At 67.2% G+C, this 20,241-nt stretch carries 27 protein-coding genes; 1 reads left to right on the top strand and 26 read right to left on the bottom strand.

Annotated elements, in window-relative coordinates; genetic code table 11:
• Positions 1-95: 95 nt before the first annotated feature.
• The 22 genes from rplE to BLW09_RS03550 all read right to left on the bottom strand — a co-directional run bounded on the left by rplE (position 96) and on the right by BLW09_RS03550 (position 16,328).
• Positions 96-683, bottom strand: a complete 588-nt coding sequence (gene rplE, locus BLW09_RS03655; RefSeq protein WP_089908572.1) for a 50S ribosomal protein L5 — start codon at positions 681-683, stop codon at positions 96-98.
• Positions 683-1,042 (bottom strand): 50S ribosomal protein L24, encoded by a 360-nt coding sequence (gene rplX / locus BLW09_RS03650; RefSeq protein WP_018191957.1) that lies wholly within the window; start codon positions 1,040-1,042, stop codon positions 683-685. Before rplX ends, rplE begins: the two co-directional genes overlap by 1 nt.
• 3 nt (positions 1,043-1,045) lie before the next feature.
• Positions 1,046-1,414: a 50S ribosomal protein L14 gene (gene rplN, locus BLW09_RS03645; RefSeq protein WP_018191958.1), complete on the bottom strand. Its 369-nt coding sequence runs from the start codon at positions 1,412-1,414 to the stop codon at positions 1,046-1,048.
• Positions 1,411-1,716 carry a 30S ribosomal protein S17 gene (gene rpsQ, locus BLW09_RS03640; RefSeq protein WP_018191959.1) on the bottom strand — a complete coding sequence of 102 codons (306 nt, stop codon included), beginning with the start codon at positions 1,714-1,716 and terminating at the stop codon, positions 1,411-1,413. The genes rplN and rpsQ overlap by 4 nt, the downstream gene beginning before the upstream one ends.
• On the bottom strand, positions 1,716-2,045 hold the full coding sequence (rpmC, locus tag BLW09_RS03635) for a 50S ribosomal protein L29 (protein WP_089908569.1): 330 nt from the start codon (positions 2,043-2,045) through the stop codon (positions 1,716-1,718). Before rpmC ends, rpsQ begins: the two co-directional genes overlap by 1 nt.
• The gene (gene rplP / locus BLW09_RS03630; protein ID WP_018191961.1) at positions 2,045-2,464 is read right to left on the bottom strand and encodes a 50S ribosomal protein L16; all 420 of its coding nucleotides are present in this window, start codon (positions 2,462-2,464) and stop codon (positions 2,045-2,047) included. The genes rpmC and rplP overlap by 1 nt, the downstream gene beginning before the upstream one ends.
• A gap of 2 nt (positions 2,465-2,466) precedes the next feature.
• The gene (gene rpsC, locus BLW09_RS03625) at positions 2,467-3,234 is read right to left on the bottom strand and encodes a 30S ribosomal protein S3 (protein WP_089908567.1); all 768 of its coding nucleotides are present in this window, start codon (positions 3,232-3,234) and stop codon (positions 2,467-2,469) included.
• Complete coding sequence (rplV, locus tag BLW09_RS03620; RefSeq protein ID WP_018191963.1) at positions 3,234-3,626, bottom strand: 50S ribosomal protein L22; 393 nt, start codon at positions 3,624-3,626, stop codon at positions 3,234-3,236. The genes rpsC and rplV overlap by 1 nt, the downstream gene beginning before the upstream one ends.
• 25 nt (positions 3,627-3,651) lie before the next feature.
• On the bottom strand, positions 3,652-3,933 hold the full coding sequence (rpsS, locus tag BLW09_RS03615) for a 30S ribosomal protein S19 (RefSeq protein ID WP_018191964.1): 282 nt from the start codon (positions 3,931-3,933) through the stop codon (positions 3,652-3,654).
• Positions 3,934-3,945: 12 nt separating this feature from the next.
• The gene (gene rplB / locus BLW09_RS03610; RefSeq protein ID WP_089908564.1) at positions 3,946-4,785 is read right to left on the bottom strand and encodes a 50S ribosomal protein L2; all 840 of its coding nucleotides are present in this window, start codon (positions 4,783-4,785) and stop codon (positions 3,946-3,948) included.
• A gap of 24 nt (positions 4,786-4,809) precedes the next feature.
• Positions 4,810-5,106: a 50S ribosomal protein L23 gene (rplW, locus tag BLW09_RS03605; protein WP_018191966.1), complete on the bottom strand. Its 297-nt coding sequence runs from the start codon at positions 5,104-5,106 to the stop codon at positions 4,810-4,812.
• The gene (gene rplD / locus BLW09_RS03600) at positions 5,106-5,756 is read right to left on the bottom strand and encodes a 50S ribosomal protein L4 (RefSeq protein ID WP_089908561.1); all 651 of its coding nucleotides are present in this window, start codon (positions 5,754-5,756) and stop codon (positions 5,106-5,108) included. The genes rplW and rplD overlap by 1 nt, the downstream gene beginning before the upstream one ends.
• 5 nt (positions 5,757-5,761) lie before the next feature.
• A complete protein-coding gene (rplC, locus tag BLW09_RS03595; RefSeq protein WP_020076939.1) occupies positions 5,762-6,421 on the bottom strand; it encodes a 50S ribosomal protein L3 in 660 nt (219 codons plus the stop codon).
• A gap of 14 nt (positions 6,422-6,435) precedes the next feature.
• A complete protein-coding gene (rpsJ, locus tag BLW09_RS03590) occupies positions 6,436-6,744 on the bottom strand; it encodes a 30S ribosomal protein S10 (protein WP_018191969.1) in 309 nt (102 codons plus the stop codon).
• Between the two features lie 719 nt (positions 6,745-7,463).
• On the bottom strand, positions 7,464-8,984 hold the full coding sequence (locus BLW09_RS03585; RefSeq protein ID WP_089908558.1) for a choice-of-anchor L domain-containing protein: 1,521 nt from the start codon (positions 8,982-8,984) through the stop codon (positions 7,464-7,466).
• A 129-nt stretch (positions 8,985-9,113) separates the two neighbouring features.
• On the bottom strand, positions 9,114-10,307 hold the full coding sequence (tuf, locus tag BLW09_RS03580) for an elongation factor Tu (protein WP_018191971.1): 1,194 nt from the start codon (positions 10,305-10,307) through the stop codon (positions 9,114-9,116).
• Between the two features lie 116 nt (positions 10,308-10,423).
• Complete coding sequence (gene fusA, locus BLW09_RS03575; protein ID WP_018191972.1) at positions 10,424-12,538, bottom strand: elongation factor G; 2,115 nt, start codon at positions 12,536-12,538, stop codon at positions 10,424-10,426.
• Between the two features lie 100 nt (positions 12,539-12,638).
• Positions 12,639-13,109 (bottom strand): 30S ribosomal protein S7, encoded by a 471-nt coding sequence (gene rpsG, locus BLW09_RS03570; RefSeq protein WP_089908555.1) that lies wholly within the window; start codon positions 13,107-13,109, stop codon positions 12,639-12,641.
• The gene (rpsL, locus tag BLW09_RS03565; protein WP_011186743.1) at positions 13,109-13,483 is read right to left on the bottom strand and encodes a 30S ribosomal protein S12; all 375 of its coding nucleotides are present in this window, start codon (positions 13,481-13,483) and stop codon (positions 13,109-13,111) included. The genes rpsG and rpsL overlap by 1 nt, the downstream gene beginning before the upstream one ends.
• A gap of 361 nt (positions 13,484-13,844) precedes the next feature.
• On the bottom strand, positions 13,845-14,834 hold the full coding sequence (locus BLW09_RS03560) for a hypothetical protein (RefSeq protein WP_231947040.1): 990 nt from the start codon (positions 14,832-14,834) through the stop codon (positions 13,845-13,847).
• Positions 14,835-14,866: 32 nt separating this feature from the next.
• Complete coding sequence (locus tag BLW09_RS03555) at positions 14,867-15,913, bottom strand: hypothetical protein (protein ID WP_089908549.1); 1,047 nt, start codon at positions 15,911-15,913, stop codon at positions 14,867-14,869.
• A gap of 118 nt (positions 15,914-16,031) precedes the next feature.
• Complete coding sequence (locus tag BLW09_RS03550) at positions 16,032-16,328, bottom strand: WXG100 family type VII secretion target (RefSeq protein WP_018191976.1); 297 nt, start codon at positions 16,326-16,328, stop codon at positions 16,032-16,034.
• 153 nt (positions 16,329-16,481) lie between these two features.
• On the opposite strand from BLW09_RS03550, the gene BLW09_RS03545 reads away from it, so the two are divergent.
• On the top strand, positions 16,482-17,255 hold the full coding sequence (locus BLW09_RS03545; protein WP_089908546.1) for a hypothetical protein: 774 nt from the start codon (positions 16,482-16,484) through the stop codon (positions 17,253-17,255).
• Here the strand turns inward: BLW09_RS03545 and BLW09_RS03540 are convergent.
• From BLW09_RS03540 to BLW09_RS03525, 4 genes are read right to left on the bottom strand one after another with little or no spacing between them, the layout of a single operon-like run.
• Complete coding sequence (locus BLW09_RS03540) at positions 17,212-17,823, bottom strand: hypothetical protein (protein WP_089908543.1); 612 nt, start codon at positions 17,821-17,823, stop codon at positions 17,212-17,214. The two genes, BLW09_RS03545 and BLW09_RS03540, sit on opposite strands and share 44 nt — an antisense overlap.
• On the bottom strand, positions 17,820-18,440 hold the full coding sequence (locus BLW09_RS03535) for a hypothetical protein (protein WP_089908538.1): 621 nt from the start codon (positions 18,438-18,440) through the stop codon (positions 17,820-17,822). Before BLW09_RS03535 ends, BLW09_RS03540 begins: the two co-directional genes overlap by 4 nt.
• Positions 18,441-18,455: 15 nt before the next feature.
• Positions 18,456-19,814: a putative T7SS-secreted protein gene (locus BLW09_RS03530; RefSeq protein ID WP_089908533.1), complete on the bottom strand. Its 1,359-nt coding sequence runs from the start codon at positions 19,812-19,814 to the stop codon at positions 18,456-18,458.
• Positions 19,811-20,113, bottom strand: a complete 303-nt coding sequence (locus BLW09_RS03525) for a hypothetical protein (RefSeq protein ID WP_018191980.1) — start codon at positions 20,111-20,113, stop codon at positions 19,811-19,813. The genes BLW09_RS03530 and BLW09_RS03525 overlap by 4 nt, the downstream gene beginning before the upstream one ends.
• Between the last annotated feature and the right edge of the window lie 128 nt (positions 20,114-20,241).

Below are 20,241 nucleotides of genomic sequence, written 5' to 3'. Positions count from 1 at the left end.
GTTTTCCTTACGGTCACCAGGTTTCGTTCAGCCGGTACACGACTGACGACCTGTGGTGGAAGCGGGCCGGCCGGACGGCCGGCCCGCAGGTGGGCCTAGTTGGCCGCGTCGGTGGAACGGAACGGGAAGCCGAGCTGCTTGAGCAGCGCGCGGCCCTCGTCGTCGTTCTTCGCGGTGGTCACCACAGTGATGTCCATGCCGCGGACGCGGTCGATGCGGTCCTGGTTGATCTCGTGGAACATCGACTGCTCCGTGAGACCGAACGTGTAGTTGCCGTTCCCGTCGAACTGCTTGTCGCTGAGGCCGCGGAAGTCGCGGATTCGCGGAAGCGCGAGCGAGAGGAGACGGTCGAGGAACTCCCACATGCGGTCGCCGCGCAGCGTGACGTGCGCGCCGATCGGCTGACCCTCGCGCAGCTTGAACTGCGCGATGGACTTGCGGGCCTTCGTGACCTGGGGCTTCTGACCGGTGATCAGGGTGAGGTCGTTGACCGCGCCGTCGATCACCTTGCCGTCACGAGCCGCCTCGCCGACACCCATGTTGACGACGATCTTCACCAGACCGGGCACCTGGTGCACGTTGGTGAAGCCGAAGTCGCCCTGGAGCTGCTGGGAGATCTCGTTCTTGTACTTCTGCTTCAGGCGCGGCTGGATTTTGCCAGCAGCGGTTGCAGTGTCGGTCATTACAGGTCCTTACCAGACTTCTTGGCGTAACGAACGCGGACCGTCTTGGTGACGCCGTCCTTCGTGACGCTCTCTTCGCGGAAGCCGACGCGGGTCGGCTTCTTGGTCTCGGGGTCGACCAGCGCCACGTTCGAGACGTGGATCGGGGCCTCGTGGGTCTCGATGCCGCCGGTCTTCGTGCCACGCTGCGTCTGGCCGACGCGCACGTGCTTCGTCACGAAGTTGACGCCCTCGACGATGACGCGGTTCTGCTCGACGAGAACCTCGATGACGCGACCCTGCTTGCCACGGTCACCACCGCGGGCCTGCGAACGGCCCGAGATGACCTGGACCAGGTCGCCCTTCTTGATGTTCGCCATGGGTTACAGCACCTCCGGTGCGAGCGAGATGATCTTCATGAACTTCTTGTCGCGGAGCTCGCGGCCGACCGGTCCGAAGATGCGCGTGCCGCGGGGGTCACCGTCGTTCTTCAGGATGACAGCGGCGTTCTCGTCGAACTTGATGTAGGAGCCGTCCGGGCGGCGGGTGTTCTTGCGAACACGCACGACGACCGCCTTGACGACGTCGCCCTTCTTGACGTTCCCACCCGGGATCGCGTCCTTGACCGTGGCGACGATGACGTCGCCGAGGCCGGCGTACCGACGGCTGGAGCCGCCGAGCACGCGGATCGCGAGGAGCTCCTTGGCGCCGGTGTTGTCGGCGACCTTGAGTCGGGATTCCTGCTGGATCACTTGGCCTTCTCCAGAATCTCAACCAGGCGCCAGCGCTTGCTGGCGCTCAGGGGACGGGTCTCGTTGATGAGAACGAGGTCGCCGATGCCGGCGGTGTTGTTCTCGTCGTGCGCCTTCACCTTGGAGGTGCGGCGGATGACCTTGCCGTACAGGGGGTGCTTCACGCGGTCCTCGACCTCGACGACGATGGTCTTGTCCATCTTGTCGCTGACGACGTACCCGCGACGGGCCTTGCGGTACCCGCGGACGAGGGCCTCGTCAGCCGCCGACTCCGCGGCCGCGGCCTTGGTGGTCTCAGCCATTACTTGGCCTCCTCATTCGTGGTGTCGACCTCGGCCTCGGCGGCCGGGGCCGCCTTCTTGGCGCGGGTCTTCTTCTTCTCGGCCGGCGCCGCCTCGGCCGGAGCCGGGGTGGCCCGGATCCCGAGCTCGCGCTCGCGGATCACGGTGTAGATGCGAGCGATGTCACGCTTCACGGCGCGCAGGCGGCCGTGGCTCTCGAGCTGGCCGGTGGCCGACTGGAAGCGGAGGTTGAACAGCTCTTCCTTGGCCTTCTTCAGCTCGTCGACGAGACGCTCGTCTTCGAAAGTGTCGAGCTCGCTCGAGGCAAGCTCCTTGGATCCGATCGCCATTACGCGTCGCCCTCCTCGCGCTTGATGATGCGTGCCTTGAGGGGCAGCTTGTGGATTGCACGGGTCATGGCCTCGCGAGCGAGCTGCTCGGAGACGCCGGAGACCTCGAAGAGGACTCGACCCGGCTTGACGTTCGCGACCCACCACTCCGGCGAACCCTTACCGGAACCCATTCGGGTCTCGGCCGGCTTCTTCGTGAGCGGACGGTCGGGGTAGATGTTGATCCACACCTTGCCGCCGCGCTTGATGTGACGCGTCATGGCGATACGAGCGGACTCGATCTGACGGTTGGTCACGTAAGCGGGCGTCAGGGCCTGGATGCCGAACTCGCCGAAGGAGACCTTCGTGCCACCGGTCGCCTGGCCGCTACGGCCGGGGTGGTGCTGCTTGCGGTGCTTGACTCTGCGTGGGATCAACATGGTTATGCCTCAACTCCTGCTGCGGCCGGCGCGCCAGCGGTCTCGGGGGCGTTGCCCCGGCCACCGCGACGCGGACGGTCGTTGCGCTCGCGCGACGGCTTCTGGTTGGCCTGCTCGCGAGCCAGTTCCTTGTTCGTGATGTCGCCCTTGTAGATCCACACCTTCACACCGATGCGACCGAAGGTGGTCTTGGCCTCGTAGAAGCCGTAGTCGATGTTGGCGCGGAGCGTGTGCAGCGGCACACGACCCTCGCGGTAGAACTCGGAGCGGCTCATCTCGGCGCCGCCGAGACGGCCGGACACCTGGATGCGGACACCCTTGGCGCCGGCGCGCTGCGCGCCCTGCAGGCCCTTGCGCATCGCGCGGCGGAAGGCCACGCGGGCGGCGAGCTGCTCGGCGATGCCCTGGGCGACGAGCTGAGCGTCGGCCTCGGGGTTCTTGACCTCGAGGATGTTCAGCTGGATCTGCTTGCCCGAGAGCTTCTCGAGGTCGGCGCGGATGCGCTCGGCCTCGGCGCCACGACGACCGATCACGATGCCCGGGCGGGCGGTGTGGATGTCGACGCGGACGCGGTCACGGGTGCGCTCGATCTCGATGCGGGACACGCCCGCGCGGTCGAGCGACGTCTTCAGCAGGGTGCGGATCTTGACGTCCTCGGCGAGGTAGTCGCTGTAACGCTGACCCTTCTTGGTGCTGTCGGAGAACCAGCGCGACACGTGGTCGGTGGTGATTCCCAGACGGAAGCCGTACGGATTGACTTTCTGACCCATTACTTGCTCGCCTTCTTGCTGACGGGGGCGGCCTCTGCCTCGTCCGGCGTCGCGAGGACGACCGTGATGTGGCTGGTGCGCTTGTTGATGCGGAAGGCCCGGCCCTGTGCACGCGGCTGGAACCGCTTGAGGGTGGTCCCCTCGTCCACGAAGGCGCGGCTCACGTACAGGTCCTGCTCGTCCAGGTAGGTGTTGCTCTGGTCGGCCTTGACACGCGCGTTGGCGATGGCCGAGGCGACGAGCTTGTAAACAGGCTCGCTCGCGCTCTGGGGGGCGAACTTCAGGATGGCCAGGGCCTCCTGAGCCTGCTTGCCGCGGATCATGTTGACGACGCGGCGGGCCTTCATGGGGGTAACGCGGATGTGTCGCACGCGGGCGATCGACTCCACCATTTCTCTCCTCCTTACGCCACCGCGATCAGCGGCGGCGACCCTTCTTGTCGTCCTTCACGTGTCCACGGAAGGTGCGGGTCGGCGCGAACTCGCCGAGCTTGTGTCCGACCATGGTCTCGGTGACGAACACCGGGATGTGCTTGCGACCGTCGTGCACCGCGATGGTGTGACCCAGCATGGCCGGGACGATCATCGAGCGGCGCGACCAGGTCTTGATCACGTTCTTGCTGTTGGCCTCGTTCGCGGCGACCACCTTGCGAAACAGGTGCTCGTCGACGAAGGGGCCCTTCTTGAGACTGCGTGGCATCTTCTCGAACTCCTACTTGCGCTTCTTGCCGGCGTTGCGACGGCGGACGATGAGCTTGTCGCTTTCCTTGTTGGGGTGGCGCGTACGGCCTTCCTTCTGACCCCACGGGCTGACCGGGTGGCGACCACCGGAGGTCTTGCCCTCACCACCACCGTGCGGGTGGTCGATCGGGTTCATCGCGACACCACGCACGGTCGGGCGGACGCCCTTCCAGCGCATGCGGCCGGCCTTGCCCCAGTTGATGTTCGACTGCTCGGCATTGCCGACCTCGCCGACGGTGGCGCGGCAGCGCATGTCGACGTTGCGGACCTCGCCAGAGGGGAGGCGCAGCTGGGCGTAGGGGCCGTCCTTCGCGACGAGGCGGACCGAGGCACCGGCCGAACGGGCGAGCTTGGCGCCACCGCCCGGCTTCAGCTCGATCGCGTGCACGACGGTACCGGTCGGGATGTTGCGCAGCGGCAGGTTGTTGCCCGGCTTGATGTCCGCGCCGGCACCCGACTCGACGACGTCGCCCTGCTTCAGGCCGGCGGGCGCCAGGATGTAGCGCTTGGTGCCGTCCACGAAGTGCAGCAGCGCGATGCGCGCCGTGCGGTTGGGGTCGTACTCGATGTGGGCGACCTTGGCGTCGACGCCGTCCTTGTCGTTGCGACGGAAGTCGATCACGCGGTACTGGCGCTTGTGGCCACCACCGATGTGACGGGTCGTGATGCGGCCCTGGTTGTTGCGGCCACCGGTCTTCGACAGCGGACGGAGAAGGGACTTCTCCGGCGTCGAGCGCGTGATCTCGGCGAAGTCGGCGACCGAGGAGCCGCGACGACCGGGGGTCGTGGGCTTGTAGTTACGAATTGCCATGTCTGTTTTCCTCTAGTCCTTCGCTCAGCCGACGGCCGTGAAGATGTCGATGGAACCGGACTTCAGCGTGACGATGGCGCGCTTGGTGTCCTTGCGCTTGCCGGTGCCGAAGCGGGTGCGGCGGGTCTTGCCCTGACGGTTCAGGGTGTTCACCGACGCGACCTCGACCTTGAAGATCGACTCGATCGCGAGCTTGATCTCGGTCTTGTTGGAGCGCGTGTCGACGAGGAAGGTGTACTTGCCCTCGTCGATCAGGCCGTAGCTCTTCTCGGAGACGACCGGGGCGATGATGACGTCGCGCGGGTCCTTGTTGACGGCCATTACGCGTCCACCTCTTCCTTCTTGGTCTTGGCGGCGATGAAGGCCTCGAGCGCGGCCTGCGAGAAGACGATGTCGTCACTCACCAGGACGTCGTAGGCGTTCAGCTGGTCGTACGTCAGCACGTGCACGGTCGGCACGTTGCGGACGCTCTTGAAGGTGAGCACGTCGTCGCGCTCGAGCACGACGAGCACGTGCTTCGAGGTCGCGATGCCGCTCAGCAGGTCGACGACCGCCTTGGTGGACGGCACGTCGCCGGTCGTGAACGCCTGAACGGCGTGCAGACGGCTGCCGCGGGCGCGGTCCGAGAGAGCGCCGAGCAGAGCAGCGGCGATCATCTTCTTCGGGGTGCGCTGCGCGTAGCTGCGCGGCGTCGGACCGTGGACGATGCCACCGCCGGTCATCTGAGGAGCACGGATCGAGCCCTGACGAGCGCGGCCGGTGCCCTTCTGCTTGAACGGCTTGCGGCCGGCGCCGGAGACCTCGCCGCGACCCTTGGTCTTGTGCGTGCCCTGGCGCGCCGCAGCGAGCTGAGCCGTGACCACCTGGTGGATCAGCGGGATGTTGGTCTGAACGTCGAACAGGGTCTCGGGAAGCTCGATGGAGCCGGCCTTCTTGCCCTTGAGGTCGACGACGTCAATCGAGGTAGCCATTTACCTTAGGCCCCCTTCACTGCGTTGCGGACGAAAACGATGCGGCCACGAGCGCCGGGAACGGCGCCCTTGACCAGCAGCAGGCCCTTCTCGGCGTCGATGCCCTGCACCTTGAGGTTCAGGACGGTGACGCGCTCGCCACCCATGCGACCGGCCATGCGCATGCCCTTGAAGACACGGCTCGGGGTCGAAGAGGCGCCGATGGAGCCCGGCTTGCGGTGGTTGCGGTGCGCACCGTGCGAAGCGGAGACGCCCTGGAAGTTGTGGCGCTTCATCACACCGGCGAAGCCCTTGCCCTTCGAGGTCCCGACGACGTCGACCAGCTGGCCGACCTCGAAGGTCCCGTCGACGGTGAGCTCCTGGCCGGCCGCGTACTCGGCGGCGTCGGCGGTGCGGACCTCGGTGAGGTGACGACGCGGGGTGACGCCCGCCTTGTCGAAGTGGCCGGCGGACGGCTTGTTGACCTTGCGCGGGTCGATCTGGCCGTACGCGATCTGGACGGCGTTGTAGCCGTCGGCCTCGGGGGTGCGGACCTGGGTCACGACGTTCGGCGTGATCTCGATGACGGTCACGGGGATGAGCTTGTTGTTCTCGTCCCAGACCTGCGTCATACCGAGCTTCTTGCCGAGGAGGCCCTTGGAAGTCTTCGTGTCAGCGTTGGACATGGTGGCACTCCCCCTTAGAGCTTGATCTCGATGTTGACGTCGGCGGGCAGGTCGAGACGCATGAGCGAGTCGACGGCCTTCGGCGTCGGGTCGATGATGTCGATCAGCCGCTTGTGCGTGCGCATCTCGAAGTGCTCGCGGCTGTCCTTGTACTTGTGGGGCGAACGGATGACGACCACCACGTTCTTCTCGGTGGGAAGCGGCACCGGCCCGACGACGGTCGCGCCGGCACGGGTCACCGTGTCGACGATCTTGCGCGCCGAGGTGTCGATGACCTCGTGGTCATACGACTTAAGCCGAATGCGGATCTTCTGTCCCGCCATGTCTGACTCTCTCTCTTGTTATGGCGTCGTACGAGACGACCCTCTCGAGTCGTTCTTCGCATTGGACGCGGGCGACGTACGCGTGGAACGCCACTATTCTTCTGTCAACTCCTCGACCCCCGCGCTCGGGCGTGTCACCCTGCGCACGGCACAGAGTTAGCCCCTTGCCGCGTGTTGGTCGAATTGAGCGTGTCCTGCTGCCTGCGGCCTAACCTCGTCCCGCCGGTCGCCCTGCGCTGAACGCAGGAGACTCTCGCGATGGGCTATGCACTGCCTGGCAGTGATCCGGTTCGCGCGCACACCTGCACGCACGTTCTGGAATGTTGAACTAGATAATCTTGCCAGATCGCGACGAATGCTGCAACCCGGGCGTGTCGCGTCGGCGGGGCGCGCGGGGTGCATGGGGCGCCGGTGAGGCGCCATGAGCGTGATCGGGGGCGACGGGAAGGAGAAGGGGAAGCACGAAGAGAGCGGGGCCGGCGAAGCCGACCCCGCTCGAGTGGCGCCTCGCGCCGCCACTCAACTCATTGGTTTACGACCGCTATGCGGCTCCCGAACTTCCGTCACGAGATCCTGTCAGCGGCGTGGACTGGTTTGCGAGGCCGTTGGTATCCATAGGCACTCCTCTCATCGACGAACCGTCCGGTTGAAACGGTGCACCAATTCTGCGCCGTGTGCGCCGGGAGGTAAACCCCCGGCGGCCAACCCGCAGCACGTCGTCAGCCATCGAGCCGACGTGACCGTCGCAGGACTCCGCCTATTCCGAGCACGACCCCCAGCGCCAGAGTCGCCGCTCCCACGGCCACGGCCCAGCGGGCATCGGTGCCGGTTGTCGCCAACGCCGTGCTCCCGGCGGCCGCCGCCGTCTTCCCCTCCGCCGACCGGTCTCGGTCGCTCCGGTCGGCCACCCCGGCACCGCCCGCATCCGCCGGAGGATCGACGATGTCGATGGTGACGGTACCGGGAGCGCTCGTGACGCCCGAACGCGTGGCCGTGTAGCGGAAGCTGACGGTGCCCGTGAAGTCCGCGGCGCTCTGGTAGAGGTGGGAACCACCCTCAACGACGAGGAAGCCGGCGACCGGCGGCTGCACGATCTCGAACGTCGTCGACGCCGCGGGATCGTGCGGGGTCGCGGCCAGGGTGATCGGGACGGCGGCGCCCCGCACAATGGAGTGGTGCGCGTCGAGCGCCGACAGCACAGGTGTCTCTGGCGCCACGGGTGCCGTGACCAGCACGGTGACGGTGTAGGGAGGGGAGACGTCGACACCGTCCGACACGGTGTAGGTGTACGTGACGAGTCCCGAGAAATCCGCCGGGGCCGTGTAGACGACACCGGTGGGGCCGGACACGAGCGTTCCGTGCGCCGGCGGATCGAGCACCGTGTAGGTCAGCGGGTCGCCATCGCCGTCGGCGCCCGGATAGACGACCTCGCCGGACTCGCCCTGCACGACGGTCAGTGCGACGTCGGCGGCGGTCGGCGGAGTGTTCGATCGCACGCTCCCGGCGGAGATGAGCACCGTGGAGTCGAGGCTATGGTCTCGCGCGTCGGCGATGACGAGCTTCGCATGATTGACCTCCCCCTTGTTCACCGCTGCCTCGCAGGTGAGCGGCGTCGTGAATCCGTTGAACGCCGTGCCGTCCCGCGGAGTGGTCGCGTTGTTCGCGATGTAGAACGCGGTGTTGACCTTGTGGTTGACCGACACCACCGACACGGGCGTATCGCCGATCACCGCGCAGTTCGTGCCGTTGATGAAGAAGCGGAACGAGTCGTTGACCAGCCCGATCCAATCGGGGTACTCCTCGGACGCGAACACGTAGGTGAACGACACGGAGTCGGCACGTGGAGTGAAGTCGAACTCGAGGACGGCAGCGTCGAAGGTGTTCAGACCGATGGACGCTTCGATGTCGTCATCGCCCGGAGTGCCCAGATAGCCGCTCCGGTCGTCAGTGTGCACGCCCGGAAGGCCGACGACGCGTCCCGTGCTCAGCGCTACCCCTTCATCGATGCCCATCGTCGACATGCCCGAGAAGGTGCCGAGCGCCTGAGGGTCGCCGAGCATGGTGGCCCCCAGGATCTCGATCCCAGGACCCGCCAGTGAGGCGGCGAGCTCACCGGCGGAGGAACCGGTCGCATCGGTCACCAGCCCGCCGCCGGCCGCCGCCGGCGACACGGCCAGGGTCGTGGTCGCGGCTACCGAAATGGCTGCGATGACCCCGCAGATGATCGTGACATTCTGCATCGCAATTCCTTCTCTCCGATGATGTGTGTCAGCATATCTGCCGACCCCTCACCGTCGTCAAGGCTTGCAATAACACGAAAGAGGGCCGAGCCCGAAGGCCCGACCCTCTTCCGAGTGAAGTCGAAGGACTTACTTGATGATCTTCGTCACCGTACCGGCACCCACGGTGCGGCCACCCTCACGGATGGCGAAGCCGAGGCCCTCCTCCATGGCGATCGGCTGGATCAGCTCGACCGACATGTCGGTGGTGTCGCCGGGCATGACCATCTCGGTGCCCTCGGGCAGCGAGATGACGCCGGTGACGTCGGTGGTACGGAAGTAGAACTGCGGACGGTAGTTCGTGTAGAAGGGGTTGTGACGGCCACCCTCGTCCTTCGAGAGGATGTAGGCGGTGCCCTCGAAGTTGGTGTGAGGGGTCACAGAACCCGGCTTCGCGACGACCTGACCGCGCTCCACGTCCTCGCGCTTGGTGCCACGGAGGAGCAGACCACAGTTCTCGCCGGCCCAGGCCTCGTCGAGCTGCTTGTGGAACATCTCGATACCGGTGACCGTGGTCTTCTGCGTCGGGCGGATGCCGACGATCTCGACCTCGGAGTTGATGGCCAGCGTGCCACGCTCGGCGCGGCCCGTGACGACCGTTCCACGACCGGTGATGGTGAAGACGTCCTCGATCGGCATGAGGAACGGCTTGTCCTTGTCACGCACCGGGTCGGGGATGGAGTTGTCGACGGCGTCCATGAGGTCGAGGACCGACTGGACCCACTTCTCGTCGCCCTCGAGAGCCTTGAGGCCCGAGACGCGCACGACGGGGGCGTTGTCGCCATCGAAGTCCTGGCTGGAGAGCAGCTCGCGAACCTCGAGCTCGACGAGCTCCAGGATCTCCTCGTCGTCCACCATGTCGGACTTGTTCAGCGCGACGAGCAGGTACGGCACGCCGACCTGCTTGGCGAGCAGAACGTGCTCACGGGTCTGAGCCATCGGGCCGTCGGTGGCGGCGACCACGAGGATCGCGCCGTCCATCTGAGCAGCACCGGTGATCATGTTCTTGATGTAGTCGGCGTGACCCGGGGCGTCAACGTGCGCGTAGTGGCGCTTCGGCGTCTCGTACTCGACGTGCGAGATGTTGATCGTGATACCACGCTGACGCTCTTCCGGAGCCGAGTCGATCGACGCGAAGTCGCGCTGAACGTTGGTCGCCGACGGGTACTTGTCAGCAAGCACCTTGGAGATCGCCGCGGTGAGCGTCGTCTTGCCGTGGTCGACGTGACCGATGGTTCCGATGTTGACGTGCGGCTTAGTCCGCTCGAACTTGGCCTTAGCCACTGTGGGTCCTCCTCAGGACTCTCGTGTAGAGGCGCCGGTCGATGGATTTCGACCGGAAGCTCTACGGGATTGGTTTCTTATGTTACGGGATGTTGCCGAAGGCTTGAGACCCGAGGTCACTCGCCCTTGCTCTTCTGGACGATCTCGTCGGCCACAGCCTTCGGGACCTCCGCGTAGCTGTCGAACTGCATCGAGTACACCGCGCGGCCCGAGGTCTTCGACCGCAGGTCACCGATGTAGCCGAACATCTCCGACAGCGGGACGTTGGCACGCACCACCTTGACGCCGCTGGCATCTTCCATCGACTGGATCTGCCCACGGCGGGAGTTCAGGTCGCCGATGACGTCGCCCATGTACTCCTCCGGCGTACGGACCTCGACCGCCATGAGCGGCTCGAGGAGCACCGGGTTCGCCTTCCGAGCGGCCTCCTTGTAGGCCATCGAGCCGGCGATCTTGAACGCCATCTCCGAGGAGTCGACGTCGTGCGCTGCACCGTCGAGGAGCGTCGCCTTGACGCCCACCGTCGGGAAGCCGGCGAGGACGCCGACCTGCATCGCGTCCTGGATGCCCGCATCCACCGAGGGGATGTACTCGCGCGGGACGCGACCACCGGTGACGGCGTTCACGAACTCGTACGAGGTCTCCGGGGTGACCTCCATGGGCTCCAGGCTGATCTGCACCTTTGCGAACTGACCGGAACCACCGGTCTGCTTCTTGTGGGTGTAGTCGTACTTCTCCACCGTGCGGCGGATGGTCTCGCGGTAGGCCACCTGCGGCTTTCCGACGTTCGCCTCGACGTTGAACTCGCGCTTCATGCGGTCCACGAGGATGTCGAGGTGGAGCTCGCCCATGCCCTTGATGACGGTCTGGCCGGTCTCCTGGTTCTGCTCGGTGCGGAACGTCGGGTCCTCTTCGGCCAGCTTCTGGATCGCGGTGCCCAGCTTCTCCTGGTCGGCCTTGGTCTTCGGCTCGATGGCGACCTCGATCACCGGCTCCGGGAAGGTCATCGACTCGAGCACGACCTGGTTGTCCGGGTCGCTCAGGGTGTCACCGGTGGTGGTGTCCTTGAGGCCGATCACCGCGTAGATGTTGCCGGCGGTGACGAAGTCGACCGGGTTCTCCTTGTTGGCGTGCATCTGGAAGATCTTGCCGATGCGCTCCTTCTTGCCCTTGGTCGAGTTGATGACCTGGGCGCCGGAGTCGATGCGGCCCGAGTAGACGCGGACGTAGGTGAGACGACCGAAGAACGGGTGCACGGCGACCTTGAAGGCCAGCGCGGAGAACGGCTCGGTGGCGTCGGCGTGGCGCAGGATGACCTGCTCCTCGTCGCGCGGGTTGTGCGCCTCGATGGCGGGCACGTCGAGCGGCGACGGGAGGTAGTCGATCACGGCGTCGAGCATCGGCTGCACACCGCGGTTCTTGAACGCGGAACCGCAGAGGACCGGGTAGATCTCGTTGTTCACGGTGAGCTTGCGGATGGCCGCCTTGATCTCCGGAACGGTGATCTCCTCGCCGCCGAAGAACTTCTCGAGCAGCACGTCGTCGCTCTCGGCGACGGTCTCGATCAGCTTCGCGCGGTACTCCTCGGCCTTGGCCTGCAGGTCGGCGGGGATCTCCTGGACCTCGTACTTGGCGCCCATGGTGACATCACCCTTGGCGTCGCCGGGCCAGACCAGCGCGCGCATCTCGATCAGGTCGACGACGCCGACGAAGTCGGACTCCGAGCCGATCGGGAGCTGCATCACCAGCGGCTTGGCGCCGAGGCGGGAGATGATGGTGTCGACCGTGAAGTAGAAGTCGGCGCCGAGCTTGTCCATCTTGTTGACGAAGCAGATGCGCGGGACGACGTACTTGTCGGCCTGGCGCCACACGGTCTCCGACTGGGGCTCAACGCCCTCCTTCGCGTCGAACACGGCGACGGCGCCGTCGAGGACGCGGAGCGAACGCTCCACCTCGACGGTGAAGTCCACGTGACCGGGCGTGTCGATGATGTTGATCTGGTTCTTGTTCCAGAAACAGGTGACGGCCGCGGACGTGATGGTGATGCCGCGCTCCTTCTCCTGCTCCATCCAGTCGGTGGTCGAGGCGCCGTCGTGCGTCTCGCCGATCTTGTGGTTGACGCCCGTGTAGAACAGGATGCGCTCGGTCGTGGTGGTCTTGCCGGCATCGATGTGGGCCATGATGCCGATGTTGCGGACCTTGTTCAGGTCGGTGAGCACGTCCTGTGCCACAGGGTTCCTCCGAATTGTTGAAAGTGAGGGGTGCCGTCCGGGCGCGGCACTATGAGGTATAACGCCCGGACGGCCAGATTTATTACCGGCGGTGCGGTGCTTACCAGCGGTAGTGGGCGAAGGCCTTGTTCGACTCGGCCATCTTGTGCGTGTCCTCGCGACGCTTCACAGCGGCGCCGAGGCCGTTGGACGCGTCGAGGATCTCGTTGGTGAGACGCTCGGTCATCGTCTTCTCACGACGACCCTTGGCGTAGCTGGTGAGCCAGCGGAGCGCGAGCGTGTTCGCGCGGTGCGGCTTGACCTCGACCGGCACCTGGTAGGTCGAGCCACCGACACGGCGGGAGCGGACCTCGAGGGTCGGACGGATGTTGTCGAGAGCCTTCTTCAGCGTGGTGACCGCGTCCTGGCCGGACTTGGTGGCGACGCCCTCGAGCGCGTCGTAGACGATGCGCTCGGCGAGGCCCTTCTTGCCGTCGAGGAGGATCTTGTTGACGAGCTGGCTGACGACCGGCGAGCCGTAGACCGGGTCGGCGACGACGGGGCGCTTAGGAGCGGGACCCTTGCGAGGCATTACTTCTTCTCCATCTTCGCGCCGTAGCGGCTGCGAGCCTGCTTGCGGTTCTTCACGGCCTGGGTGTCCAGGGCGCCACGAACGATCTTGTAGCGGACGCCGGGGAGGTCCTTCACACGACCGCCGCGGACGAGCACCATCGAGTGCTCCTGCAGGTTGTGGCCCTCACCGGGGATGTAAGCGGTGACCTCGGTCCCGTTCGACAGCTTCACACGGGCGACCTTGCGGAGCGCCGAGTTCGGCTTCTTGGGGGTGGTGGTGTACACACGCGTGCACACGCCGCGCTGCTGCGGGTTGGCCTTCAGGGCGGGGGCCTTGGTCTTGGTGACCTTCGGCGTCCGTCCCTTGCGGACCAACTGCTGAATGGTTGGCACTGAACTTCTCCTTATATGGACTGCACGGTGACAGTTGTTGCTTCTTCCCCATGAGCCACCCACCGGCTTCGCGCCCGCCATCGTGAACGATGGAGGCTGTCGTCGGGTGGAACGGCACTTGGGGGAATCGGACGGCAGGGCCGGCCGATATGCCGTGGGGGCGGGGGTTCCGTGCGGTCTCCCTGCCCATCGGATGAGTACGTGCCAACCCGCTCGCTCCTCGCCCGGAAACCGGGCACGAAGCAAGCGCGCGACAGAGCGCACACCCGATAAATACTATCCGCCGTGGAGCGGTCGGTCAAATGAGCGCGGGTGCGGGCGGCCCCTGTCCGCGCACGGCGAATCCGGACGCCCCCAGGGCTCAGCCCTGGGTCGAGCCGTCGGAGAGCTGCGGCGTGAAGACGGCGCCGCCGGGGCCGAACGTCACGAACCCGAAGTACTCGAACTCGAACGGATCCGTCGAGGCCTGACCGGTCGAACCGTCGGAGGGGCTCGTCACCGTTGCGGAGGCTTCGATGCTCCCCCTGTCGCTCGACACCATCCATCCGCCGTGCGCCCAGGAGGAGTCGACCGCCACCAAGGGCCTGTCGTCAAGAGTCCAGTGGACGCCGCTCACGGTGTACCCGTCGTCGGTCGTGTCGTCGACGACGAAGGGGCAGCCGGCCGGGTCGGCGACGGTCGTCGCCACGCACGCGTCGAGCCACGCGTCGACCGCGGCGCGGGCCGCGGTGTCGCCGTCGGATGACAGCTGGGCCGGGAAGCGGGTGGTCTGCGGCCGGCCGGAGGGGCGGGAGGCGACATCCGCATCCCAGATCCGGTAGGCGGCGTTGGGCGACGTGAAGCTCATGGGGTAGCTGCCGGGGAGCGCACGCAGCGTGACGATCGTGCGCAGCGCCTGCTTCGCCGGCCGGATCCCGGCGATGGAGTAGGTCATCCCGTCCGGCGCCTGCACCTCGAACGAGACCGTGTCCGGTGCCACCTTCGCCATGCGCCAGAGCGGGACGCCCGGCAGCCCGCCCGTGCGCTCGAACGCGAAGGTACGGCGCTGCTCCTGGTCGCCCTGCGTGAGGACGGCCTCGACGGTCGTGCGCCCCGACCGGGTCACCGGGCGACCGACGGTGAACGAGGTGATGCGATGCGTCGCCGCGGCATAGACCTTGTCGGTCAGCAGGATGTCACCGGCCGAGCGGTGGATCCCGGCGATGCGCATCGCCTGCTCCGCCTTTCCGTGCTCCAACGCCGTCAGATAGCGCGCGACCAGGGTGCGCGGCAGCTCCTGCGCCATGCCGATCGTGGCGACCGACATCGCCGCGCCCGCCAGCGTGGCGAGCACCACGGCCGTGACGCCCACCCACAGCGCCGTCCGTGTCGACCTCCCCACGGTCAGCCCTGCGAGCCGTCACCGCGCGCGGGCGTGAAGACCGCGCCGTCGCCGGTGAAAGTGACCGTGCCCGAGTACGCGAACGGGATGTCGCCGGTCGTGACCTGCCCGGTGGCGCCGTCGGCGAGCCTGGTCACCTTCGCGGTCGCCGTGACCGAGCCGCCGGAGCCGCGCACATCCCACCCTCCGTCGTACCAGTCGCCGTACATGTCGACCCCGGGACGCGTCACCAGCGACCACCGCAGATCGCTCAGCCGGACGCCGTTCGCCGTCTCCTCCTTCACCAGGAACGGGCAGTTCGCCGGAGCGGCGTCCTGGGTGGCGAGGCACGCGTCCAGCCAGTCCTCGACGGCCTTCTTCGCGTCCGCGTAGCCCGTGTCCGAGAGTTCGGCGGCGAACACCGTCGGAGTGACGACGCTGCCGGCCGGGTGCGAGATGGCGACGCCGCTCTTCGCGGAGTAGTCGGCACTCGACGAGCTGACCTTCACCGGGTAGCTGCCGGGGAGCGCGCGCAGCTTCGCGACAGCGTCATGGCTCGACGGCGTGAGGCCTGCGATGGTGAAGCTCAGGCCGCTGGGCCCCGCGGTCTCGACCTCGACGGTGTCCGGCGTGACCGGCGCGAGCTTCCACAGCGGCAGGAACGGCAGACCGCCCGCGCGGACGACCCGGAAGGAGCGGTGGTAGGGGCGATCGCCCTCCTCGACCGTCGCATCCACCGTCGTCACACCGTGGCGGGTGACCGGCGCGCCGAGCGCGAACGAGGTGATGCGGTCGGTCGCCGTGGCGTACGCCGCCTGGGTCAGCAGGATGTCGCCGGAGCGCGGCGTGATCGCGCCCAGCTTCATCGCCTCGCGGGCGTGGCCGTGGACGAGGGCGTCGAGGTAGCCCGCGACCACCGTGCGCGGCATGCTCTGCGCCGCCGCGACCGTGGTGACGGAGAAGACGGCGCCGGCGGCCGTGCACAGCACCGCGGCGGCGGCGAGGACCCACCAGAACCAGCGGACGCGGACGATGCGCTTCGCGGGCGCGGCTTCGGACTCGGTGCTCACGTGGACTCCCCCAGACCGGCCGGATACCGATCGGCCGACAGTCAGCTTAGGGGCGGGACGCAGAAGAGCGCGGGCACCCGTTCGGGGTACCCGCGCTCCGCTGTCGTGTGGGTCCGGCTCAGCCGCCGATGCCCTTGGCGAGCTCGCTGTCGACGTTCTGCAGGGCGTCGGCCGCCTTGGTGAGGAACTGCGACATCCCGTCGAGTCCGTTCACCGCCTCGGTGGTGCCCTTGGTGAACTGCTCGTACGAGGTGTGGAAGGCGCCGGACGCCTGGTCAGTGACGAAGCCCCCGTTCACGAGCCCGTTCACCAGGTTCTGCAGCTCGTGGAGCTTCGCGGTGATGTCGTCCTTGCCCGCGATCAGGCGGTTGGCGGCATCGGTCATCTCGCCGTACGTGACGTTCATGTTGGCCATGACGGTCCTTATCCCTTCGGTTCGAAAGAGGCCGTACCCCCGGGGCCGACCAGCTACGTCCACCTAACCAGGCCTGCGGAGTGGACGGAATGGGGAGCACTCCCCATGTGCCGGGGTTCACCCACGCCGGGCCAGCGGGATAGCGTGGCAGCCATGCCGTCGTACAGTCCGATGAAGCCGAACCCGAACTCCGCCGCTGCGCGCAGCACCGGGTCACGGCAGGACCGCTCCTCCACCCCGCCGTCGCAGGTCGAGCGGGCTCTGCGCCCGTTCGGGTATCTGCTCGTCGCGCTCGTCTGGACGGTGCTCGGGGCCGTCACCCTCGCCCTCCCGGCCGCTCTGCCCTTCGGGCTCTGGAGCACGAACCCGGACTTCAGCTCGCGCGAGTTCGTCACCGGCGGCGACACCGTGATCACCGTGCTCTTCCTGGTGTTCGCCCTCGTGGTGCTCGTGCCGCTGCTCGGGTACGCGTTCGTCGCCCTGCCGCTCGGCTCCGTCTCGCTCGCCGTGCTGTCGTGGACGTACGTCGTCCGCAGCCTGCGACCGTCGTATGCGGGCGAGCGCCTGTCGAGCACGGGATGGTCGCGCAACGTCATCGGGCCGGTGACGGTCGGGAAGACGGCGCTGTCGCTGTTGCCCGTCCGGCTGACGCCCTGGACGACGCTCTGGACCGAGATCATGTTCCTCGGCTGGCGGCCGGGCCGCGCGGTCCTGGTCGCCGGCATCCCCTACGCGCTCGCGTCGTTCCTCGTCGCCGGCTGGCTGTTCTGGCCGGTCGGCCCGGTCGCGGCCGTGGTCTGGGTCGTCGTGACGGCGGCGCTCGTGGTGACGACCGTCGTCCTGATCGTCCGCGAATACCGCCGACGGGTCGGCGGAAGGAACGTCAGCGGCCGGAAGCCGGCTGCCCGAGCGGAGCGCGGAAGCTGATCGAGTCGATCATCGCGTCGAACAGCTCCAGGTAGAGCTCCGGAGCGGTCGCCATCGGGGCATTGATGCGCGCATGGATGAGACGCGAGCCGTCCGGGACGGCGAATCGGTAGTCGGCGACCAGCTCGGGGGCCGACTGCTCGTCGTACGTGGTCTGGCGGACCTGCGAGCGACGCCGCACCGGCCCGATGGAGAACTCGAGCGCGTCGTCGTCGGGGAAGCAGCGCTGCAGGTGCGTGGCGGTGACGTCATCCGGTCCCGGCGCGGTCGGCCACTCCTCGCGCGACAGCACGATGGAGGCGGGGAACGGCACGCCGGGCAGGATCTCCATCGAGAGCGCCAGCGCGAAGGCCGAGCTCTCGTCGGCCAGCGCGACCAGGTGCTCCAGCTCGGTCTTCGCGGTGCGTCGCACCCGCGCCAGCCGGTCGGCGCGGCCGACCCGCTCGGTCACCAGACGCGCGATGCGCCGGGCGGCCGCCTCCTCGTCGTGCAGCGGGATCATCACCCACGTGCCGGGGAAGACGATGGTCAGCTCCTCATCGAGCGAGGTCAGGCGTGCGTCGGTCATGCGAACTCCCCCAGGGTGACGCGCAGCGAGTCGGCGATGGCCTGCGTGTCGGTGACCATGTCGTCGAACCCGCCGATGAATCCCGAGCGGAACACCGTGTGGAACGCCTGCGCGGACCCGACGGGGAAGATCGCGAACACCACCCGCTGCTCCAGAAGCGCGTCTCCCGCGTCGTCGTCGGCGAGCGCGGTGAGGTGCGTGAAGCCGACGAGCTCGCCGACCGCGTGCGCCGTCCGCCAGGAGCGGTAGCCGAGGGTCTCGTAGCCCGGCTCGCGCACCGCGGCGTCCGCATCGGTCGCGGCGAGGTAGCTCTCCGGGGTGTCGTCGACCTCGAGCTGCAGCAGCTCGAACGTCTGGTACGCGTTGAGCACGCCCGCCGACGGGATCGGGATGAACACGCGGGCCCTCGTCGCACCGCTCGGGTCCTCCGCGTGCAGCACCTGCTGCAGTGCGCGCAGCTGGGCGGTGAGCCCCGCGGCCTGCTCCCCCGCGTCGAGCGATGCGGCGAACCGCTCCGGCCAGTCCCCTCGCGGGTCCTCGCTCAGCAGCTCGACGTCGTACCAGCCCTCCGGGGCCTCGAACGTGAAGTCGACGATGTCGCGCGGGCGCAGCGTCATACCGGGTCAGCCTCCTCAGCCGTTGTGGCTCTTGTACGTCGGAACATACTTGTCCGCCTGGCCGAGCGCGAACTTCTGCAAGTCGATGCTGGGGATCTTCGGCAGGTCGGTGTGGTTGCCTCCGTCGAACTTGTTGGCGATCTCGTCCACCTTGCCCGGCGCGTTCACCAGCTCGATGCCCTTGTTGATCAGCGCGGAGCCCTGGTGGTACGCGGCGACGACGGTGAGCGGGTTGACCTCGCGGGCGCCGACGTCGTGCGAGACGGCGCGCACGACGTTCTGGTCGATGCCGAGGAGGGTCCGCATCGCCTTCGCCTTGTCGGCGCCGTCGGTCACCAGCGCCTTGTAGGCGGCGCGCTGGCCGGCCGCCGACTCGCCGGCGGCCTGCCAGATCTTGACCGGGTTGACGTCGTTGAGCGGCTTCTCGAACAGCTTCTTGGTCGCCGACTTCATCAGGCGCTTGCCGATCTGCATCTTGAGCATGGCGTTCGGGCTGGTGCGGACACCGCCCACCAGACGGGGAGCACGGGCCAGCGCCTTGATGCGCGCGGCCTTGCCGAGGAACGCGAAGATGCGGCCGCCGAACAGGCTGAGCGCGACGCCGACGGCGGCCCCGATGATGTCGAGGAAGGTGCCCTCGCCGTTCGCGAACTTCACGACCGCGTCGACGAGCTTGATGATGGATGCGACCAGCGCGATCACGACGAGCACCTGACCGAGGATGGGCACCCAGGAGAGGAAGATCGCCAGCACCCCGGCGATGTCGCCGATGGTCTCGATCACATCCATGACCTTGTCCCAGAAGCCCGGGTTCTTCAGGCCGTTGTTGTGGTGGTCGACGACGTCGACGATCGCGTCGACCGCCTTCTCGGCCGCGCGGTTCTTCTTGTCGCGGGCGTCGTACCAGGCCTGGTGGGCGGCCTGCAGCGCGGCGTTCGCGTCGCGGGCCGCGTCGTCGGCCTTGTCGGCCGACTTCCCCGCCGTCGCCGCATCCTCCGGCTTCGCCTTCTGCGCGTCGGTGTGCGCGGTCGTCGCCGCCTTGTGCGCGGCATCCGCCGCGTTCTGCTTCTGCTCGATCAGGGCGATGGCCTTGTCGGCGTCGTCCTTCGCCTCGCGCAGCTCGGCCGCGTACGTGATCAGCGCGTTGGCCGTCTTGGAGTAGCGGTCCTTGGCCTTGTTGATGTCTTCGGCGGTGTCCTTCGACATCTCCTGCAGCTTGGACACGGCCTGCGATTTGTACCCGTCGAGGTCGTGGATCTTGTTGAGCTCCTTCACGGAGCGCTGGATCGCCTCACCGATCGCCTGGTAGTGCCGGGCCTTCGCCTCCAGCACATCGGGGTCGCCGGTCAGCGGCTGGAACTCCGTGTCGCTCACTTGTGGTCCGCACCCTTCTTCTCGTCCAGCGCCTTGGCGAGGTCGCCGTCCACCTTCACGAAGTTGTCCGCCACAGCGGCGATGACCTGCTGCACGTTCTTCACGTTCTCGGTCATCTCCTTGCGCTTCTCGTTCCACTTGTGGGCGAAGTCGCGGACATGGCTGTGCAGGTCGTCGTGCCCGGTCGCCTCGGCGACGGAGTCGCTGAAATCGTCGGCGTTCTGGAACTCGCGCACGACGGCATCGAGGTCGTCGCGCAGCTGCACCAGCTCGTCCAGCTTGAGTACGAGATCGGACACTGTTCCTCCCCTTCCGGTGGCGACCGCCGGAGTCCTCCGGTCATCCTGCCTTCAGCAACGTACCGGTGGACCAGCGGGGAAGCGATGGGGAGCGGTCCCCATCCACGTGAAGGCGAGGAGGTGGGTAT

Origin of the sequence: Leifsonia sp. 21MFCrub1.1 (assembly GCF_900107895.1) — a bacterium.
Classification (GTDB): Bacteria; Actinomycetota; Actinomycetes; order Actinomycetales; family Microbacteriaceae; genus Leifsonia; species Leifsonia soli.
Note: the sequence above shows the minus strand (reverse complement) of the source record. Positions and strands in the feature narration are given on the sequence as shown.

Bases quoted from the DNA above. Each gene is read 5' to 3' on its own strand.
- rplE (WP_089908572.1), bottom strand. From the start codon at position 683: ATGACCGACACTGCAACCGCTGCTGGCAAAATCCAGCCGCGCCTGAAG.
- rplX (WP_018191957.1), bottom strand. From the start codon at position 1,042: ATGGCGAACATCAAGAAGGGCGACCTGGTCCAGGTCATCTCGGGCCGT.
- rpsQ (WP_018191959.1), bottom strand. From the start codon at position 1,716: ATGGCTGAGACCACCAAGGCCGCGGCCGCGGAGTCGGCGGCTGACGAG.
- rpmC (WP_089908569.1), bottom strand. From the start codon at position 2,045: ATGGCGATCGGATCCAAGGAGCTTGCCTCGAGCGAGCTCGACACTTTC.
- rplP (WP_018191961.1), bottom strand. From the start codon at position 2,464: ATGTTGATCCCACGCAGAGTCAAGCACCGCAAGCAGCACCACCCCGGC.
- rpsC (WP_089908567.1), bottom strand. From the start codon at position 3,234: ATGGGTCAGAAAGTCAATCCGTACGGCTTCCGTCTGGGAATCACCACC.
- rplV (WP_018191963.1), bottom strand. From the start codon at position 3,626: ATGGTGGAGTCGATCGCCCGCGTGCGACACATCCGCGTTACCCCCATG.
- rpsS (WP_018191964.1), bottom strand. From the start codon at position 3,933: ATGCCACGCAGTCTCAAGAAGGGCCCCTTCGTCGACGAGCACCTGTTT.
- rplB (WP_089908564.1), bottom strand. From the start codon at position 4,785: ATGGCAATTCGTAACTACAAGCCCACGACCCCCGGTCGTCGCGGCTCC.
- rplW (WP_018191966.1), bottom strand. From the start codon at position 5,106: ATGGCCGTCAACAAGGACCCGCGCGACGTCATCATCGCCCCGGTCGTC.
- rplD (WP_089908561.1), bottom strand. From the start codon at position 5,756: ATGGCTACCTCGATTGACGTCGTCGACCTCAAGGGCAAGAAGGCCGGC.
- rplC (WP_020076939.1), bottom strand. From the start codon at position 6,421: ATGTCCAACGCTGACACGAAGACTTCCAAGGGCCTCCTCGGCAAGAAG.
- rpsJ (WP_018191969.1), bottom strand. From the start codon at position 6,744: ATGGCGGGACAGAAGATCCGCATTCGGCTTAAGTCGTATGACCACGAG.
- BLW09_RS03585 (WP_089908558.1), bottom strand. From the start codon at position 8,984: ATGCAGAATGTCACGATCATCTGCGGGGTCATCGCAGCCATTTCGGTA.
- rpsG (WP_089908555.1), bottom strand. From the start codon at position 13,109: ATGCCTCGCAAGGGTCCCGCTCCTAAGCGCCCCGTCGTCGCCGACCCG.
- BLW09_RS03550 (WP_018191976.1), bottom strand. From the start codon at position 16,328: ATGGCCAACATGAACGTCACGTACGGCGAGATGACCGATGCCGCCAAC.
- BLW09_RS03545 (WP_089908546.1), top strand. From the start codon at position 16,482: ATGCCGTCGTACAGTCCGATGAAGCCGAACCCGAACTCCGCCGCTGCG.
- BLW09_RS03540 (WP_089908543.1), bottom strand. From the start codon at position 17,823: ATGACCGACGCACGCCTGACCTCGCTCGATGAGGAGCTGACCATCGTC.
- BLW09_RS03535 (WP_089908538.1), bottom strand. From the start codon at position 18,440: ATGACGCTGCGCCCGCGCGACATCGTCGACTTCACGTTCGAGGCCCCG.